The 18,840-nt window shown below is 44.0% G+C and carries 10 protein-coding genes, 8 tRNA genes, 4 rRNA genes and 1 pseudogene; all 23 read left to right on the forward strand.

All coding sequences use genetic code 11. The features are described 5' to 3' along the window. Window positions 1-10: 10 nt before the first annotated feature. The 23 genes and pseudogenes from hslO (at window position 11) to LO754_RS00580 (ending at window position 18,818) form a co-directional block, all read left to right on the forward strand. Window positions 11-892 (forward strand): Hsp33 family molecular chaperone HslO, encoded by an 882-nt coding sequence (hslO, locus tag LO754_RS00470; RefSeq protein WP_024362610.1) that lies wholly within the window; start codon window positions 11-13, stop codon window positions 890-892. Next, window positions 876-1,839, forward strand: a pseudogene (locus tag LO754_RS00475) (peptidyl-prolyl cis-trans isomerase). Before hslO ends, LO754_RS00475 begins: the two are co-directional and overlap by 17 nt. Window positions 1,840-1,991: 152 nt before the next feature. Beyond that, window positions 1,992-2,921 carry a cysteine synthase A gene (gene cysK, locus LO754_RS00480; RefSeq protein WP_024362612.1) on the forward strand — a complete coding sequence of 310 codons (930 nt, stop codon included), beginning with the start codon at window positions 1,992-1,994 and terminating at the stop codon, window positions 2,919-2,921. A gap of 370 nt (window positions 2,922-3,291) precedes the next feature. After that, entirely contained in the window at window positions 3,292-4,701 is a 1,410-nt protein-coding gene (locus tag LO754_RS00485; RefSeq protein WP_024362613.1) for an anthranilate synthase component I family protein, read from the forward strand. Then, window positions 4,698-5,279, forward strand: coding sequence for an aminodeoxychorismate/anthranilate synthase component II (gene pabA / locus LO754_RS00490; RefSeq protein ID WP_231785370.1), 582 nt, complete (start codon window positions 4,698-4,700; stop codon window positions 5,277-5,279). The genes LO754_RS00485 and pabA overlap by 4 nt, the downstream gene beginning before the upstream one ends. Before the next feature lies 1 nt (window position 5,280). Then, complete coding sequence (gene pabC / locus LO754_RS00495) at window positions 5,281-6,120, forward strand: aminodeoxychorismate lyase (RefSeq protein WP_231785371.1); 840 nt, start codon at window positions 5,281-5,283, stop codon at window positions 6,118-6,120. Window positions 6,121-6,133: 13 nt separating this feature from the next. Next, window positions 6,134-6,988 carry a dihydropteroate synthase gene (gene folP, locus LO754_RS00500; RefSeq protein ID WP_024362616.1) on the forward strand — a complete coding sequence of 285 codons (855 nt, stop codon included), beginning with the start codon at window positions 6,134-6,136 and terminating at the stop codon, window positions 6,986-6,988. After that, window positions 6,988-7,353, forward strand: a complete 366-nt coding sequence (folB, locus tag LO754_RS00505) for a dihydroneopterin aldolase (RefSeq protein WP_024362617.1) — start codon at window positions 6,988-6,990, stop codon at window positions 7,351-7,353. The genes folP and folB overlap by 1 nt, the downstream gene beginning before the upstream one ends. Then, window positions 7,353-7,874 (forward strand): 2-amino-4-hydroxy-6-hydroxymethyldihydropteridine diphosphokinase, encoded by a 522-nt coding sequence (gene folK, locus LO754_RS00510; protein WP_231785372.1) that lies wholly within the window; start codon window positions 7,353-7,355, stop codon window positions 7,872-7,874. Before folB ends, folK begins: the two co-directional genes overlap by 1 nt. Before the next feature lie 106 nt (window positions 7,875-7,980). Then, entirely contained in the window at window positions 7,981-9,021 is a 1,041-nt protein-coding gene (gene dusB, locus LO754_RS00515; RefSeq protein ID WP_024362619.1) for a tRNA dihydrouridine synthase DusB, read from the forward strand. A 215-nt stretch (window positions 9,022-9,236) separates the two neighbouring features. Next, window positions 9,237-10,739 carry a lysine--tRNA ligase gene (gene lysS / locus LO754_RS00520; RefSeq protein WP_174412966.1) on the forward strand — a complete coding sequence of 501 codons (1,503 nt, stop codon included), beginning with the start codon at window positions 9,237-9,239 and terminating at the stop codon, window positions 10,737-10,739. 550 nt (window positions 10,740-11,289) lie between these two features. Further along, window positions 11,290-12,834: ribosomal RNA gene (locus tag LO754_RS00525) — 16S ribosomal RNA — on the forward strand. A gap of 304 nt (window positions 12,835-13,138) precedes the next feature. Continuing rightward, window positions 13,139-16,061, forward strand: a 23S ribosomal RNA gene (locus LO754_RS00530). Between the two features lie 116 nt (window positions 16,062-16,177). Then, a 5S ribosomal RNA gene (gene rrf / locus LO754_RS00535) occupies window positions 16,178-16,291 on the forward strand. A gap of 10 nt (window positions 16,292-16,301) precedes the next feature. Continuing rightward, window positions 16,302-16,377, forward strand: a tRNA-Val gene (locus tag LO754_RS00540). Between the two features lie 3 nt (window positions 16,378-16,380). Further along, a tRNA-Thr gene (locus tag LO754_RS00545) sits at window positions 16,381-16,456 on the forward strand. A gap of 6 nt (window positions 16,457-16,462) precedes the next feature. Then, a tRNA-Lys gene (locus LO754_RS00550) sits at window positions 16,463-16,538 on the forward strand. 22 nt (window positions 16,539-16,560) lie between these two features. Beyond that, window positions 16,561-16,641, forward strand: a tRNA-Leu gene (locus LO754_RS00555). 51 nt (window positions 16,642-16,692) lie between these two features. Further along, window positions 16,693-16,767: transfer RNA gene (locus tag LO754_RS00560), tRNA-Gly, on the forward strand. Window positions 16,768-16,772: 5 nt separating this feature from the next. Further along, window positions 16,773-16,860: transfer RNA gene (locus tag LO754_RS00565), tRNA-Leu, on the forward strand. Window positions 16,861-16,873: 13 nt separating this feature from the next. Then, a tRNA-Arg gene (locus LO754_RS00570) sits at window positions 16,874-16,950 on the forward strand. Window positions 16,951-16,959: 9 nt separating this feature from the next. Further along, a tRNA-Pro gene (locus LO754_RS00575) sits at window positions 16,960-17,036 on the forward strand. Between the two features lie 235 nt (window positions 17,037-17,271). After that, a 16S ribosomal RNA gene (locus LO754_RS00580) occupies window positions 17,272-18,818 on the forward strand. Together the 16S, 23S and 5S rRNA genes with 8 tRNA genes alongside form the textbook arrangement of a ribosomal RNA operon. Window positions 18,819-18,840 lie beyond the last annotated feature (22 nt).

The following is an 18,840-nucleotide window of genomic DNA, read 5'->3' on the forward strand; positions in this document are numbered from 1 at the left end:
CTTTTCATTTATGAAAGATTATTTAGTTCGAGGTTTAGGATTTAATGGGCAGGTGCGTGTTTTCGCTGCTTGTACAACAGCAACTGTAGGAGAAGCACAACGCCGTCATAATACATGGCCAGTTGTGTCTGCAGCTCTTGGTCGTTCCATGACTGCTGGTGTCATGATGGGAGCTATGTTAAAAGGTCAAGAAAAGATTACCATTAAAATCGAAGGTAATGGTCCAATCGGTCCTATGGTAATTGATAGTAACGCTCAAGGTGAAGTGCGTGGTTTTGTAACAAATCCACACGTGCATTTTGATTTAAACGAACAAGGCAAGTTGGATGTACGAGCTGGTGTCGGGACGGAAGGCGCGTTAACGATTGTCAAGGATCTGGGCTTACGTGATATGTTCTCTGGCCAAACACCAATTATATCTGGAGAAATTGCAGAAGATTTTACTTACTATTTTGCAACATCTGAACAGGTGCCTTCATCTGTAGGGCTTGGTGTACTAGTTAATCCGGATAATTCTATTCTAGCAGCGGGCGGCTTTATTCTTCAACTTATGCCGGGCTGTGAAGAAGAAACAATCGACGCAATCGAGCAACATTTAGCGACGCTAGAGCCTGTATCGAAAATGATTGAAAAGGGCTATACACCAGAGCAAATTTTAGAGGCTGTATTAGGAGAAGGAAAAGTCCAAATTTTAGATTCAATGCCGGTTGAATTTAAATGTCAATGTTCAAAAGAGCGATTTGGTGCAGCAATTTTAGGTTTGGGTTCGCAGGAAATTCAAGAAATGATTGATGAAGATGGTGCGGCTGAAGCACAATGTCACTTCTGTTTAGAAACATATCATTTCTCAAAAGAAGAACTAGAAGGTTTTATCGATGAGCTCAACGCGTAATCGGAGACCACAGACATCTTCAACACCCAACCAAACGCCCTTATTGCAACGCCGTTTAAAAACAAAGCCGGCTTTAATAGTTATTGCTATCTTATTACTAGGGAATTTTTTATGGTTTATTGCTTGGTTAATTCCAAATAAAGGTCAGGAAATTGGTAGCGACGAACAAGTCGCTGCCGTTGATGGCGATGTAATAACACGCCAAGAGTGGATGATTGCTATGGAAGAACGCTATGGTAAAGAAACTCTCCAAAACTTAGTGAATGAATCTGTTATGGAAAAGGCTGCTGATAAATATAAAATAAAAGTGTCTAATCAAGAGATTGATTTAGAACTTGCGTTAATGCGTTCAGCTCAAGATAAATTCGATACAGCATTGCAAAATCTATAGGCCGACCAGTTAAAGCAGAAAATTCGCTCTGGGCTTATTTTAGATAAAGTACTAACAAAAGATGTTGTGATTAAAGAAGACAGTATTAAAAAATACTATGAAGAAAATAAAGCGTTATATAATACTGACACAAGTTATCGTACAAATTTTATTGAGGTAGACTCAAAAAAGCTGCTGAAGAAGCGTTAAGTGAACTAAAAAATGGGTCTGATTTTTCTGTGCTGGCACGTGAAATTTCAATTGACAGTGCATCGGCTAGCTTAGGTGGAGACATAGGGTTCTTAACAGAGAAGCAGGGCAATATTGATCCAGCTTTGTTAAAAGCGGTTAAAACGTTATCGGCAAATGAAATTAGTAAGGTATTTAAGTTAGATAATACCATTACGGAATCGTGCAAGTTCAAGAAGTAATAGAAGGTCAATCCTTTACATATGACGATGTGAAAGAACATATCGAACGGGAGCTTGCGTTGGAGCAATTGCAACAATCAATAACACCTGAAGCATTTTGGTCTGAATTTAAGGCGACTTGGTATTATGGTGAAGAAAAGAAATGATAAAAGGAAGCCAGAAAGTAACGTACTTTCTGGCTTCAAATAAATATTCTGAAAATATAAGCTTTATTGATTGACAATGCAACTGGAAAATTGATAAAATACAAAATAAGTAAAACCTATAAAATTAGTAGGGATTAGGAGTGGAATAATAAATGAGTAGATTAGCGAACTCAGTAGCTGAATTAGTTGGTAAAACACCAATTGTAAAATTAAATCATGCAACAAGTGAAAATGAAGGTACTGTATATGTTAAATTAGAGTATTTTAACCCAGGGAGCTCAGTAAAAGACCGTTTAGCGTTGGCGATGATTGAAGCTGCTGAAAAAGACGGAACGTTAAAACCAGGTGGTACGATTATTGAACCTACTTCTGGTAATACAGGAATTGGATTAGCAATGATTGCTGCAGCTAAGGGCTATAAAGCAATTTTAGTAATGCCAGAAACAATGAGTTTAGAGCGACGTAATTTACTGCGTGCTTATGGTGCTGATTTAGTGTTAACACCTGGACCAGCTGGCATGAAAGGTGCCATTTCAAAGGCGGAAGAGTTATCTGCAGAGCACGGATACTTTTTACCACAGCAATTCACTAACCCAGCAAACGCAGTTGTTCACCGTTTAACAACAGGGCCAGAAATCGTGGAAGCTTTTGACGGCTTGAAATTAGATGGATTTGTTGCAGGTGTTGGTACAGGTGGTACAATTACGGGTGCTGGTAGCGTATTAAAAGAGAAGTACCCAGAAATTGAAATTATTGCTGTTGAGCCAAAAGATTCTCCAGTACTTTCAGGAGGTCAACCAGGTCCACATAAAATCCAAGGTATTGGTGCTGGATTCGTGCCTTCTGTTTTAGATACAGACGTTTATTCTTCAGTATTCCCTGTAGAAAACGAAATTGCGTTTGAAGTAGCACGTAAAGTAGCGCGTGAAGAGGGTATTCTATGCGGTATTTCTTCAGGTGCAGCAATCTATGCAGCAATTGAGACAGCAAAACGCTTAGGTAAGGGCTCAAATGTCCTTGCAATCGTACCTTCAAATGGTGAGCGTTACCTATCTACACCTTTATACCAATTTGAAGACTAATTTTCAGACAAAATGACATCCTTCTAAAAGGGAGTCTTATAGACTGTAGGCAATCTCAAAAATTTGAGAGTGTGCCTACAGTTTTTTTTATGGAAGAGCCGCTATTTGACGAGAAGGAGCAACTTTTAGTCTGCAACTTAATTCTTAAAAAGACTATATACAAAACGCCTGCATGGAACAAAAATGGCCGATACTTCCTCGCTATTTTGAGCAAGAAATCGTGCTATTAGACATGAACAGTATTGGCAATCGGTTGTAGCAAGAAGTGGCATTTATAGTTATTTATTTTAGGAGCAAAAAAAATTCGCATCTCTGCATTTTTCACGTTAAGATGGAATCACAATCATATGATCCAAAGGGGAAGAGCAACGTGAATACATTATCTACGAAATCAGTGAAAATGGACGCAGACGCGTTTTTTTATAGCTATAAAAAGCAAACGACAGATGAAAAAGCCCATGTATTTTTAGAGAGTGGACGTGGCGGGCACTATTCGATCGCCGCATGGCAGCCATTAGCAACTGCTCAATCAATTGAGGGTGGTTTGCTTATAGAGTGGAGAGATGGCACTCGCGAAATGTTATACGGGGAGCCACTTGATTTGTTAGAACAGTTAGTAGCGAACTATCAATTAACTTATGATGCTAAACTGCCTGTTTTCCAAGGAGGCGCCATCGGTTTTGTGTCATATGATTACGCACGGAAAATTGAGGAGCTGCCAGAACTAGCAACAGATGATTTAAAGGTGCCAGATATTTATTTTTATTTATTTGATTGTTGGGCAGTACATGATGTTAAGACAAATGAAGTTACGTTTATGAAGTTAGCAAACTGTGATGTGAACCTTGAAGAGCGAGCACATGCTTGGCAAGTAGCGGCACAGGAAGGTTTGCAGTTAAGGAAATTTGAAAAGACAAATGCTGTTGAAGTGGTAAATGATGAAAGTGAACTGCTTGTGTCATTTGCAGGCACTGCCTTTGAAGCTGCTGTGAGGAAAATTCAAAGCTATATAGCACAAGGTGACGTGTTTCAAGTGAATTTATCAGTTCGTCAATCGAAAAAATTAAATGCTACAGCAATGGATGTTTATGAAGCGTTACGTGCATTTAATCCTTCGCCATATATGGCGTATATTGAAGCCCCTGATTTTGCGGTTGTGTCTGGTTCACCAGAGCTATTGGTGAAACGCCAAGGTAAGGAGTTATCAACACGACCAATAGCAGGAACGCGTCCGAGAGGAAAGTCTGATGAACAAGACATTGCGTTGGCACAGGAGTTAATTGATAACGAGAAGGAGCGAGCAGAACATGTGATGCTCGTTGATTTAGAACGTAATGATTTAGGGAGAGTATCAGCATACGGTACAGTGGAGGTCGATGAGTTTATGGTCATTGAACGCTATTCCCATGTCATGCATATTGTGTCAAATGTGCGTGGTGAGATAGCTGAAGGAAAGACCAATGCGGATGTCGTTCGAGCGATGTTCCCAGGTGGGACGATTACAGGAGCACCTAAAATTCGTACGATGGAAATTATTGAAGAATTAGAACCAGTCCGTCGAGGGTTATATACGGGTTCCATTGGCTGGTTAGGCTATACAGGGGATATGGAGTTGAATATTGTAATACGAACAGCGTTTGTTAAAGATGGGATGGCATATATCCAAGCTGGTGCAGGAATAGTTATTGATTCTGTTCCGGAAAGAGAATACCAAGAATCTTTAAATAAAGCAAAAGCTATGTGGCAGGCTAAGGCAATGGCGGAGGAGCGAGCAAAATGATTTTAATGATTGATAACTATGATTCTTTTACATATAATCTTGTGCAGTATTTTGGAGAATTTGGACATGAGTTAATTGTAAAAAGAAATGATTCGCTCACAATTGCGGATATTGAAAAACTTGCGCCCGATATGATTGTGATTTCTCCTGTACTTTGTAGTCCGAACGAAGCTGGTGAAAGTCTAAACATCATTCGATATTTCGCGGGAAATATTCCTATTTTAGGGGTGTGTCTTGGACATCAAGCAATAGCTCAAGTTTTTGGAGGACATGTTATTCGTGCAGAACGTTTAATGCATGGTAAAACGTCTCCGGTGTTGCATGCGGAAAAGGGTCTACATGCAGGTATGCCCAATCCATTTCAAGCAACACGATATCATTCGCTCATTGTGGAAAAAGAAAGCTTACCAGCCTGTTTTGATGTGACAGCGTGGACTGCAGAAGGAGAAATTATGGGGATTCGGCATAAAGAGTATCCAATCGAAGGAGTTCAATATCATCCAGAATCTATTATGACGGAACAGGGGAAAAAGCTTCTACGTCATTTTATCGAATTGTATGTAGAAGGAGCGAAGTAATATGCAGTGCTGGTTGAACGGGAACTATGTAGCAGCGGAGGAATTGCGAATTTCACCATTTGACCATGGTTTTTTATATGGCTTAGGTTTTTTCGAGACGTTGCGTACTTACAATGGGAAGGTATTATTTTGGGAAGCGCATATGGAACGTTTACAAGCGGCACTTACGCAGTTCCATATTCATCTGCCTTATACAAAACAGGATTTACTAGCTGTTATTAAACAACTAAATTTAGCTGCCGGTGGGCAAGATGGTTATTTTCGTTTAAATGTATCTGCTGGGGAGCACAGTATAGGTTTGCAACCGAGCGAGTATACACAACCCAATGTAATCGTCTTTCGGAAAGAGTTGCCTGATACTCCTCGTGGTAAGGAAAAAACAGCGTTATGGTTAGAGGTAAGACGGAATACTCCTGAAGGCGTTTTACGTGTCAAGTCGCATCATTATGGCAATAACGTTTTAGGAAGGTTTGAAATGTCCTCTTTAGCCGTGCAGGAAGGTTTCTTTTTAACAGAGGAGGGCTATGTGGCTGAAGGTGTCACTTCAAATATATTTTGGGTGAAAGATGATATACTATATACGCCTTCTTTAGAAGCGGGTATATTACCTGGTATTACGAGAGCATGGGTACTAGAACATGCGCAGTCAGTAGGTATTGAAATACGAGAAGGTTTATTTACTAAAAACGATGTGGAGCAAGGGAGCGAATGTTTTATTACAAACTCTGTGCAAGAGCTTGTTCCGATTTGCATGTTAGAAGATATTCAGTTGTTAGGCAATAAAGGACCGATTTATTTACGTTTACATGAGGCGTTTATCAAAGAGGTGGAACAACAATAGAAGGAGCATTAAAATGCTAGAAAACTATACAACACCGTTAACAATTAATGGGATTACTTTAGATTATAACAGTGAAACATTTATTATGGGTATTTTAAATGTCACGCCAGACTCTTTTTCAGATGGTGGAAAATATAATAACGTGGATGCCGCTGTAGAGCAGGCTAAAAAGATGGTAGCTGAAGGTGCGAAAATTATTGATGTTGGCGGTGAATCGACACGCCCTGGTTATGAGCGTATTTCTGATGATGATGAAATTGCGCGTATTGTACCGGTTATCCGGGCACTAGTAGCGGAAGTGCCAGCTATTATTTCAGTTGATACGTATAAAGCGAGCGTAGCACGGGCGGCGATTGAAGCGGGTGCTCATATTATTAATGATATTTGGGGTGCCAAATCAGAACCTGCCATTGCAGAAGTTGCTGCGGAACTAAATGTACCAATTATTTTAATGCATAATCGCGAAAACAAAGATTATGGAAGTAATTTTTGGGCAACAGCCAAAGCGGATTTAGAACAGAGTATTGCTATTGCGAAGAAGGCGGGTGTGCCTGATTCTCATATCATATTGGATCCAGGCATCGGTTTTGCTAAAACAACGGCTCAAAATATTGCAATGATGCAGCATCTAGCGGATTTAGTGAATATGGGATACCCTGTGTTATTAGCAACCTCGCGCAAGTCAATGATAGGCAATGTATTGCAGCTTCCTGTAGAAGAACGGATTGAAGGAACATGCGCAACTGTTGTTTATGGCATTGAAAAAGGTTGTCATCTAATCCGTGTGCATGATGTGAAAGAAATGGCTCGTGCTGCACATATGGCTGATGTGTTAGTTGGTAAACGTATTTACAAGGAGGAAGCGTAATGGACTATATTCATTTAAAGGACATGCAGTTTTATGGCTATCATGGTGTTTTAGCAGCAGAAACAACACTGGGCCAACGCTTTCGCGCCAATGTTTCATTAGCGGTTGATATGACTAAAGCGGGTGACACAGATGATTTAACGTATACTGTGAATTATGCTGAAGTGTATGCGCTTTGTCGTGATATCGTTGAGGGCGAGCCTTTTAAACTAATTGAAGCTCTTGTTGCGAAAATCGCTAATAGTATACTCTCTGCATATCCTGATAAGGTCAAAGGTGTACGAGTTGAGCTCATTAAACCAGATCCACCGATACATGGTTATTACAAAGAAGTTTCAGTTGAGATAACTAGAGGTGACTTCTAATGAATGACGTATATATATCGATTGGTACAAATATTGGTGAACGTTATGCCAACCTTCAGCGTGCAATCGAACTTTTAATGGAAAAAGAAGGGCTAGAAGTTATTCGGGTTTCTTCTATCTATGAAACAGCGGCTGTAGGTTTTACTGACCAAGCAGATTTTTTAAATATCGCGGTTCATGTTAGAACAAGTAGTTCATCTTGTGAAATGCTAAAGATTTGTCAGTCGGTAGAGAACGAGTTAGGTCGTGTTCGGGAGTTTCGATGGTGGCCTCGAATCATCGACCTTGACATTCTACTCTACAATCACGAAAATATTGAAACAGAGAGCTTACTTGTGCCACATCCAAGAATGTATGAACGAGCTTTTGTGTTAGTACCATTAATAGAAATTACGCCTACTCCATCTGGAGAGCAATTACAAAGAGCACACACAACCCTGCAACAGATGAATTTGCAAGAGGAAGGCGTAACACTATGGAAGCAATCGGCGGATACGAGATTGATGCCGTCTATGAAATAATGTGCATAAGTTTGATTTGTGGAGAGCTTAATAATAAATGCCAAAAGCATTAACAATACATCTTTAGCAATGACGGGTGAAAGCCCATAGAAGGAGGAAATCGACGTTGAGTCAGACAACTGAAAAGCCGTTTCAAATTGGCGATATTGTCATGGACAACCGTGTCGTATTAGCACCAATGGCTGGTATCTGTAACTCTGCTTTTCGATTAACGGTGAAAGAATTCGGAGCAGGGCTAGTATATGCAGAAATGATTAGTGATAAAGGGATTGTTAGTAAAAATGAAAAAACGTTAGGTATGCTATATATTGACGAACGTGAAAATCCCCTTTCACTACAAATTTTTGGTGGAGATAAAACGACACTTGTAGAAGCGGCGAAGTATGTAGACGAAAATACAACTGCTGACATTATTGATATTAATATGGGCTGTCCAGTCAATAAAATAATTAAGTGTGAAGCAGGTGCACGTTTACTGCTAGATCCAAACAAAGTTTACGAAATGGTAGCTGCAGTTGTTGATGCGGTGAAAAAGCCAGTCAGTGTAAAAATGCGTATTGGGTGGGACGATGAACATGTCTTTGCTGTGGAAAATGCGCAGGCTGTTGAACGTGCCGGTGCTTCAGCAGTAGCGGTTCATGGCCGTACACGTGTGCAAATGTACGAAGGAAAAGCAAATTGGGATATTATTCGTCAAGTAAAGGAAAATGTCAATATCCCTGTACTTGGTAATGGTGATGTTGAATCGCCCCAAGATGCAAAACGTATGCTAGATACAACAGGGGTGGATGCTGTAATGATCGGACGAGCAGCATTAGGTAATCCGTGGATGATTTATCGTACAGTTCAGTATTTGGAAACAGGAGAGTTAAAAGACGAGCCTGGCGTTCGCGAAAAAATGGATGTATGTTTATTGCATTTTGAACGCCTGATGCAATTAAAAGGAGAGAGTGTGGCTGTGCGCGAAATGCGTAAGCACGCATCGTGGTATTTAAAAGGTATTCGTGGTAACGGTAAAGCCCGCAGTGCTATTAATCAAACTGAAACAGCAACAGAGCTACGTGCTATATTAAATGGAATTGTGCAAGACTATGAGCAATGTGAGTCTGAAATTTATGTACCAGAGCAAAAAGAAATTATCATATAATGTGATAAGAGACATCTCAATTTAATTTTGAGATGTCTCTTTTGTTATGATTGATGTAAAAGTAAATATAGAACAACCTAATCTGTCTACTTCAATTTTTAGAATTATTAATTATTTTAACTCTTATGGAATTTAAACCGAAACAGATGAATACAGCTTTAAAATTGTGTACAATAGAAATATTATGGACGTAAACGCGGACAATTTAATAAGGAGTGAAACAAGTGTCAAACATAGAAGAGTTAAATGATCAGCTATTGGTGAGACGTCAAAAAATGACTGCTATTCAAGAGAACGGTCAAGATCCATTCGGTAGTCGATTTGAGCGTACACATCTTTCTACAGAAGTGCGCGAACAATTTGCAGATCAAACAAAAGAACAGCTAGAAGAAAACCTACAAGAAGTGATTATCGCAGGTCGTATTATGACAAAGCGCGGTAAAGGGAAAGCTGGCTTTGCACATATTCAAGATTTAGGTGGACAAATTCAAATTTACGTTCGTCAGGATCATGTTGGTGAAGAAGCTTATGACTTATTTAAACAAGCTGACCTTGGTGATATCGTAGGTGTACGTGGTAACGTATTCCGTACGCAAGTGGGAGAACTTTCAGTGAAGGCTGAAGGGTTTACGTTCCTAACAAAAGCGCTACGTCCTATGCCTGAAAAATTCCATGGCTTACAAGATGTAGAACAACGATACCGTCAACGTTATTTAGATTTAATGACAAACGAAGATAGCAAAAAAACATTTATTACGCGTTCTAAAATTATCCGTGCAATTCGTAACTATTTAGATAATGCAGGCTACTTAGAAGTAGAAACACCAATGCTTCATACAATTGCCGGTGGTGCAGCGGCTCGTCCGTTCATTACTCACCATAATGCACTTGATATGGAATTATACATGCGTATTGCTATCGAATTGCACTTAAAACGTTTAATCGTGGGTGGACTAGAAAAAGTTTATGAGATAGGCCGTGTATTCCGTAACGAAGGTATCTCAACTCGTCACAATCCGGAGTTCACAATGATTGAACTGTACGAAGCATATGCAGACTACAAAGATATCATGTCATTAACAGAAAACTTAATTGCCCATGTAGCACAAGAAGTTCTTGGCACAACATCCGTACAATACGGTGAAGATGAAATCAACCTTGCTGTAGGTTGGAGACGTGTTCATATGGTAGATGCGGTTAAAGAAGCTACAGGCGTTGATTTCTGGCAGCCAATGACGAAGGAACAAGCGCAAGCACTTGCAAAAGAACACGGGGTAGAAGTCAAAGCTGCGCATGAAGTCGGTCATATTATTAATGAATTCTTCGAGCAAAAAGTAGAAGAAACACTAGTACAGCCAACTTTTGTATTCGGTCATCCTGTAGAAATCTCTCCTTTAGCGAAGAAAAATCCAGAGGACGAGCGTTTCACAGATCGTTTTGAGCTGTTTATCGTACGTCGTGAGCATGCGAATGCATTCACAGAGCTTAATGATCCAATCGATCAACGTGAACGCTTTGAAGCGCAACTAGCTGAGAAAGAAGCGGGCAATGACGAAGCACACGAAATGGATAATGACTTTATTGAAGCTTTAGAATTCGGTATGCCGCCAACAGGTGGATTAGGTATTGGTATTGACCGTCTAATCATGCTTCTTACAAACTCACCATCAATTCGTGATGTACTATTATTCCCAACAATGCGCCACATAACGAAATAATAATTAAAAAGGAGATCCTTGTTGAAAAGGGTCTCTTTTTTTATTGAGAAATGACAAAAACAGAGGTATAGTAATAACAATGTTTTCAAAGCAAGAATAATTGTAAAAACATCGTAGCTAGAAACTACTATTAATAGCTTACTAATGACGTTTTTTTAAAGAAATAATATTTTTGCAGAAAAATACTTGCAGAGATCTTAGAATCGTGATAAATTATTACTTGTCGTTAAGACGACGTAACATTAAGTATCACAAACTTCTTAAATAACGACCGCAAAAAAATGTTGACAACAACATTCGAAAGTGGTAAGATTTAAAAGTTGTCACTTCTTAAGGAAATAAAATATTTTAAAAAGTTGTTGACAGCTAAGTTTGAAAATGGTATTATATAAAAGTTGCTGAAACGAACAGCGACAAAATGAACCTTGAAAACTGAACAAGCAAAACGTAATCAATATAGTTTTTACTAGCTAACTTTGTTAGTGAACGAAACAAAATTTTGGACATCAAAATTGATGCCAGCAAAACAATTTGAGCTAATCAAATTTCTTTTATGGAGAGTTTGATCCTGGCTCAGGACGAACGCTGGCGGCGTGCCTAATACATGCAAGTCGAGCGAACATCAAAGGAGCTTGCTCCTTTGATGTTAGCGGCGGACGGGTGAGTAACACGTGGGCAACCTACCCTATAGTTTGGGATAACTCCGGGAAACCGGGGCTAATACCGAATAATCTTTTGTCCCTCATGGGACAATACTGAAAGACGGTCTCGGCTGTCGCTATAGGATGGGCCCGCGGCGCATTAGCTAGTTGGTGAGGTAACGGCTCACCAAGGCAACGATGCGTAGCCGACCTGAGAGGGTGATCTACACTGGGACTGAGACACTACCAGACTCCTACGGGAGGCAGCAGTAGGGAATCTTCCACAATGGGCGAAAGCCTGATGGAGCAACGCCGCGTGAGTGAAGAAGGATTTCGGTTCGTAAAACTCTGTTGTAAGGGAAGAACAAGTACAGTAGTAACTGGCTGTACCTTGACGGTACCTTATTAGAAAGCCACGGCTAACTACGTGCCAGCAGCCGCGGTAATACGTAGGTGGCAAGCGTTGTCCGGAATTATTGGGCGTAAAGCGCGCGCAGGTGGTTTCTTAAGTCTGATGTGAAAGCCCACGGCTCAACCGTGGAGGGTCATTGGAAACTGGGAGACTTGAGTGCAGAAGAGGATAGTGGAATTCCAAGTGTAGCGGTGAAATGCGTAGAGATTTGGAGGAACACCAGTGGCGAAGGCGACTATCTGGTCTGTAACTGACACTGAGGCGCGAAAGCGTGGGGAGCAAACAGGATTAGATACCCTGGTAGTCCACGCCGTAAACGATGAGTGCTAAGTGTTAGGGGGTTTCCGCCCCTTAGTGCTGCAGCTAACGCATTAAGCACTCCGCCTGGGGAGTACGGTCGCAAGACTGAAACTCAAAGGAATTGACGGTACCGCACAAGCGGTGGAGCATGTGGTTTAATTCGAAGCAACGCGAAGAACCTTACCAGGTCTTGACATCCCGTTGACCACTGTAGAGATATGGTTTTCCCTTCGGGGACAACGGTGACAGGTGGTGCATGGTTGTCGTCAGCTCGTGTCGTGAGATGTTGGGTTAAGTCCCGCAACGAGCGCAACCCTTGATCTTAGTTGCCATCATTTAGTTGGGCACTCTAAGGTGACTGCCGGTGACAAACCGGAGGAAGGTGGGGATGACGTCAAATCATCATGCCCCTTATGACCTGGGCTACACACGTGCTACAATGGACGATACAAACGGTTGCCAACTCGCGAGAGGGAGCTAATCCGATAAAGTCGTTCTCAGTTCGGATTGTAGGCTGCAACTCGCCTACATGAAGCCGGAATCGCTAGTAATCGCGGATCAGCATGCCGCGGTGAATACGTTCCCGGCCTTGTACACACCGCCCGTCACACCACGAGAGTTTGTAACACCCGAAGTCGGTGAGGTAACCTTTTGGAGCCAGCCGCCGAAGGTGGGATAGATGATTGGGGTGAAGTCGTAACAAGGTAGCCGTATCGGAAGGTGCGGCTGGATCACCTCCTTTCTAAGGATATTTTCGGAATACAAACCTTGGGTTTGTAAGATTACGTTTTGCGTTCAGTTTTGAAGGTTCATCATTACGATGAAATACTTCAAAACTTGTTCTTTGAAAACTGGATAAAACGACATTGAAATTGTAACAAACACATTTATTTTTTAAGTTTTTTATAGGCTTAATAACGAAATAGGGTTTCAAGACACAAGCAGTTCTAGGAAGCGAACGAGTGAATGAAGGAGCGTACTTACGTCCGTGACTGATTGAACGAGAGAAGCTGACAACGAAATGCGCAGTGGATTGGAAGCCGATAGGTTAAGTTATTAAGGGCGCACGGCGAATGCCTTGGCACTAGGAGCCGAAGAAGGACGGCACTAACACCGATATGCTTCGGGGAGCTGTAAGTGAGCTTTGATCCGGAGATTTCCGAATGGGGGAACCCACTACGTTTAATCGCGTAGTATCTTGACGTGAATACATAGCGTCTTGAAGGCAGACCCAGGGAACTGAAACATCTAAGTACCTGGAGGAAGAGAAAGAAAAATCGATTCCCTGAGTAGCGGCGAGCGAAACGGGAAGAGCCCAAACCAAGAGGCTTGCCTCTTGGGGTTGTAGGACACTCTATACGGAGTTACAAAGGAATGAGTTAGATGAAGCGACTTGGAAAGGTCCGCCAGAGCAGGTAAAAGCCCTGTAGTCGAAAGTTCGTTCCCTCCAGAGTGGATCCTGAGTACGGCGGAACACGTGAAATTCCGTCGGAATCCGGGAGGACCATCTCCCAAGGCTAAATACTACCTAGTGACCGATAGTGAACCAGTACCGTGAGGGAAAGGTGAAAAGCACCCCGGAAGGGGAGTGAAAGAGATCCTGAAACCGTGTGCCTACAAGTAGTTAGAGCCCGTTAATGGGTGATAGCGTGCCTTTTGTAGAATGAACCGGCGAGTTACGATTACGTGCGAGGTTAAGCTTTAGAAGGCGGAGCCGCAGCGAAAGCGAGTCTGAATAGGGCGAATTAGTACGTGGTCGTAGACCCGAAACCAGGTGATCTACCCATGTCCAGGGTGAAGGTGAGGTAACACTTACTGGAGGCCGAACCCACGCACGTTGAAAAGTGCGGGGATGAGGTGTGGGTAGCGGAGAAATTCCAATCGAACTTGGAGATAGCTGGTTCTCTCCGAAATAGCTTTAGGGCTAGCCTCGTGATGAGAATACTGGAGGTAGAGCACTGTTTGGACTAGGGGCCATCCCGGTTTACCGAATTCAGACAAACTCCGAATGCCAGATATTTATACACGGGAGTCAGACTGCGAGTGATAAGATCCGTAGTCAAAAGGGAAACAGCCCAGACCACCAGCTAAGGTCCCAAAGTAATCGTTAAGTGGAAAAGGATGTGGCGTTGCACAGACAACCAGGATGTTGGCTTAGAAGCAGCCATCATTTAAAGAGTGCGTAATAGCTCACTGGTCGAGTGACGCTGCGCCGAAAATGTATCGGGGCTAAACGATTCACCGAAGCTGTGGATTGACATCTACGATGTCAGTGGTAGGAGAGCGTTCTAAGTGCGTTGAAGTCAGACCGGAAGGACTGGTGGAGCGCTTAGAAGTGAGAATGCCGGTATGAGTAGCGAAAGACGGGTGAGAATCCCGTCCACCGTATGACTAAGGTTTCCTGAGGAAGGCTCGTCCGCTCAGGGTTAGTCGGGACCTAAGCCGAGGATAGGCGTAGGCGATGGACAACAGGTTGATATTCCTGTACCACCTCCTCACCGTTTGAGAAATGGGGGGACGCAGTAGGATAGGGTAAGCGCGCCGTTGGTTGTGCGCGTCCAAGCAGTAAGGCGTGTGTGTAGGCAAATCCGCACACTGTAACGTTGAGCTGTGATGGCGAGTCCGTATGGACGAAGTTCCTGATTTCACACTGCCAAGAAAAGCCTCTATCGAGGTGAGAGGTGCCCGTACCGCAAACCGACACAGGTAGTCGAGGAGAGAATCCTAAGGTGTGCGAGAGAACTCTCGTTAAGGAACTCGGCAAAATGACCCCGTAACTTCGGGAGAAGGGGTGCTCTTGAGCGTGCAAGCGCATGAGAGCCGCAGTGAATAGGCCCAGGCGACTGTTTAGCAAAAACACAGGTCTCTGCAAAACCGTAAGGTGACGTATAGGGGCTGACGCCTGCCCGGTGCTGGAAGGTTAAGAGGAGTGGTTAGCGCAAGCGAAGCTGCGAATTGAAGCCCCAGTAAACGGCGGTAGTAACTATAACGGTCCTAAGGTAGCGAAATTCCTTGTCGGGTAAGTTCCGACCCGCACGAAAGGCGTAACGATCTGGGCACTGTCTCAACGAGAGACTCGGTGAAATTATAGTACCTGTGAAGATGCAGGTTACCCGCGACAGGACGGAAAGACCCCGTGGAGCTTTACTGTAGCCTGATATTGAATTTTGGTACAACTTGTACAGGATAGGTAGGAGCCAGAGATCTCGGAGCGCCAGCTTCGAAGGAGGCGTCGGTGGGATACTACCCTGGTTGTATTGAAATTCTAACCCATGCCCCTTAGCGGGGCAGGAGACAGTGTCAGGCGGACAGTTTGACTGGGGCGGTCGCCTCCTAAAAGGTAACGGAGGCGCCCAAAGGTTCCCTCAGAATGGTTGGAAATCATTCGTAGAGTGTAAAGGCACAAGGGAGCTTGACTGCGAGACCTACAAGTCGAGCAGGGTCGAAAGACGGGCTTAGTGATCCGGTGGTTCCGCATGGAAGGTACCATCGCTCAACGGATAAAAGCTACCCCGGGGATAACAGGCTTATCTCCCCAAGAGTCCACATCGACGGGGAGGTTTGGCACCTCGATGTCGGCTCATCGCATCCTGGGGCTGTAGTCGGTCCCAAGGGTTGGGCTGTTCGCCCATTAAAGCGGTACGCGAGCTGGGTTCAGAACGTCGTGAGACAGTTCGGTCCCTATCCGTCGTGGGCGTAGGAAATTTGAGAGGAGCTGTCCTTAGTACGAGAGGACCGGGATGGACACACCGCTGGTGTACCAGTTGTCTTGCCAAAGGCATCGCTGGGTAGCTATGTGTGGACGGGATAAGTGCTGAAAGCATCTAAGCATGAAGCCCCCCTCAAGATGAGATTTCCCATTACGCAAGTAAGTAAGATCCCTCAAAGACGATGAGGTAGATAGGTTCGAGGTGGAAGTGTGGTGACACATGGAGCTGACGAATACTAATCGATCGAGGACTTAACCAAAAAAAGTTTGAAACATTCAATGAACCGTTTATCCAGTTTTGAAAGAACAAGCAAGTTTTAAAAAAAGCTTGTAATTATAATAATTTATGTTATAATGAATCTTGTCTTTTAAATAGTCTAGTGATGATGGCAAAGAGGTCACACCCGTTCCCATACCGAACACGGAAGTTAAGCTCTTTAGCGCCGATGGTAGTTGGGGCTTCCCCTGTGAGAGTAGGACGTCGCTAGGCATAATACCCAGGAGGATTAGCTCAGCTGGGAGAGCATCTGCCTTACAAGCAGAGGGTCGGCGGTTCGAGCCCGTCATCCTCCACCATATGCCGGTTTAGCTCAGCAGGTAGAGCAACTGACTTGTAATCAGTAGGTCGTGGGTTCGATTCCTATAGCCGGCACCATTTTTTGAGCCATTAGCTCAGTTGGTAGAGCATCTGACTTTTAATCAGAGGGTCGAAGGTTCGAGTCCTTCATGGCTCACCATTTTAATTGCCAACAATAATATGCGGGTGTGGCGGAATTGGCAGACGCACTAGACTTAGGATCTAGCGCCGCGAGGCGTGGGGTTCGACTCCCTTCACCCGCATCATCTATATTTCAAATTTATAATTGCCAGGATAAATAATCTTATGCACATGCGGAAGTAGTTCAGTGGTAGAACACCACCTTGCCAAGGTGGGGGTCGCGAGTTCGAACCTCGTCTTCCGCTCCAAATGTGCCGGGGTGGCGGAACTGGCAGACGCACAGGACTTAAAATCCTGCGGTAGGTGACTACCGTGCCGGTTCGATTCCTACCTCGGCACCATTTTTAATATTTAGCGCCCGTAGCTCAATTGGATAGAGCGTCTGACTACGGATCAGAAGGTTGTGGGTTCGACTCCTGCCGGGCGCGCCAATAAATGAACGGGAAGTAGCTCAGCTTGGTAGAGCACTTGGTTTGGGACCAAGGGGTCGCAGGTTCGAATCCTGTCTTCCCGACCATTTCCTAAAATATACTTTATGGCTTAGCTCAGCTGGGAGAGCGCCTGCCTTGCACGCAGGAGGTCAGCGGTTCGATCCCGCTAGGCTCCACCAATTTTTATATATGAACCTTGAAAACTGAACAAGCAAAACGTAATCAATATAGTTTTTATTAGCTAACTTCGTTAGTGAACGAAACAAAAATTTGGACATCAAAATTGATGCCAGCAAAACAATTTGAGCTAATCAAATTTCTTTTATGGAGAGTTTGATCCTGGCTCAGGACGAACGCTGGCGGCGTGCCTAATACATGCAAGTCGAGCGAACAGAGAAGGAGCTTGCTCCTTTGACGTTAGCGGCGGACGGGTGAGTAACACGTGGGCAACCTACCCTATAGTTTGGGATAACTCCGGGAAACCGGGGCTAATACCGAATAATCTATCGTCCCTCATGGGACAATACTGAAAGACGGTTTCGGCTGTCGCTATAGGATGGCCGCGGCGCATTAGCTAGTTGGTGAGGTAACGGCTCACCAAGGCAACGATGCGTAGCCGACCTGAGAGGGTGATCGGTACCACACTGGGACTGAGACACGGCCAGACTCCTACGGGAGGCAGCAGTAGGGAATCTTCCACAATGGGCGAAAGCCTGATGGAGCAACGCCGCGTGAGTGAAGAAGGATTTCGGTTCGTAAAACTCTGTTGTAAGGGAAGAACAAGTACAGTAGTAACTGGCTGTACCTTGACGGTACCTTATTAGAAAGCCACGGCTAACTACGTGCCAGCAGCCGCGGTAATACGTAGGTGGCAAGCGTTGTCCGGAATTATTGGGCGTAAAGCGCGCGCAGGTGGTTTCTTAAGTCTGATGTGAAAGCCCACGGCTCAACCGTGGAGGGTCATTGGAAACTGGGAGACTTGAGTGCAGAAGAGGATAGTGGAATTCCAAGTGTAGCGGTGAAATGCGTAGAGATTTGGAGGAACACCAGTGGCGAAGGCGACTATCTGGTCTGTAACTGACACTGAGGCGCGAAAGCGTGGGGAGCAAACAGGATTAGATACCCTGGTAGTCCACGCCGTAAACGATGAGTGCTAAGTGTTAGGGGTTTCCGCCCCTTAGTGCTGCAGCTAACGCATTAAGCACTCCGCCTGGGGAGTACGGTCGCAAGACTGAAACTCAAAGGAATTGACGGGACCGCACAAGCGGTGGAGCATGTGGTTTAATTCGAAGCAACGCGAAGAACCTTACCAGGTCTTGACATCCCGTTGACCACTGTAGAGATATGGTTTTCCCTTCGGGGACAACGGTGACAGGTGGTGCATGGTTGTCGTCAGCTCGTGTCGTGAGATGTTGGGTTAAGTCCCGCAACGAGCGCAACCCTTGATCTTAGTTGCCATCATTTAGTTGGGCACTCTAAGGTGACTGCCGGTGACAAACCGGAGGAAGGTGGGGATGACGTCAAATCATCATGCCCCTTATGACCTGGGCTACACACGTGCTACAATGGACGATACAAACGGTTGCCAACTCGCGAGAGGGAGCTAATCCGATAAAGTCGTTCTCAGTTCGGATTGTAGGCTGCAACTCGCCTACATGAAGCCGGAATCGCTAGTAATCGCGGATCAGCATGCCGCGGTGAATACGTTCCCGGCCTTGTACACACCGCCCGTCACACCACGAGAGTTTGTAACACCCGAAGTCGGTGAGGTAACCTTTTGGAGCCAGCCGCCGAAGGTGGGATAGATGATTGGGGTGAAGTCGTAACAAGGTAGCCGTATCGGAAGGTGCGGCTGGATCACCTCCTTTCTAAGGATATTTTCGGAATACA

Source organism: Lysinibacillus sp. GJ-1 (assembly GCF_021166035.1).
Taxonomy (GTDB): Bacteria; Bacillota; Bacilli; order Bacillales_A; family Planococcaceae; genus Lysinibacillus; species Lysinibacillus sphaericus.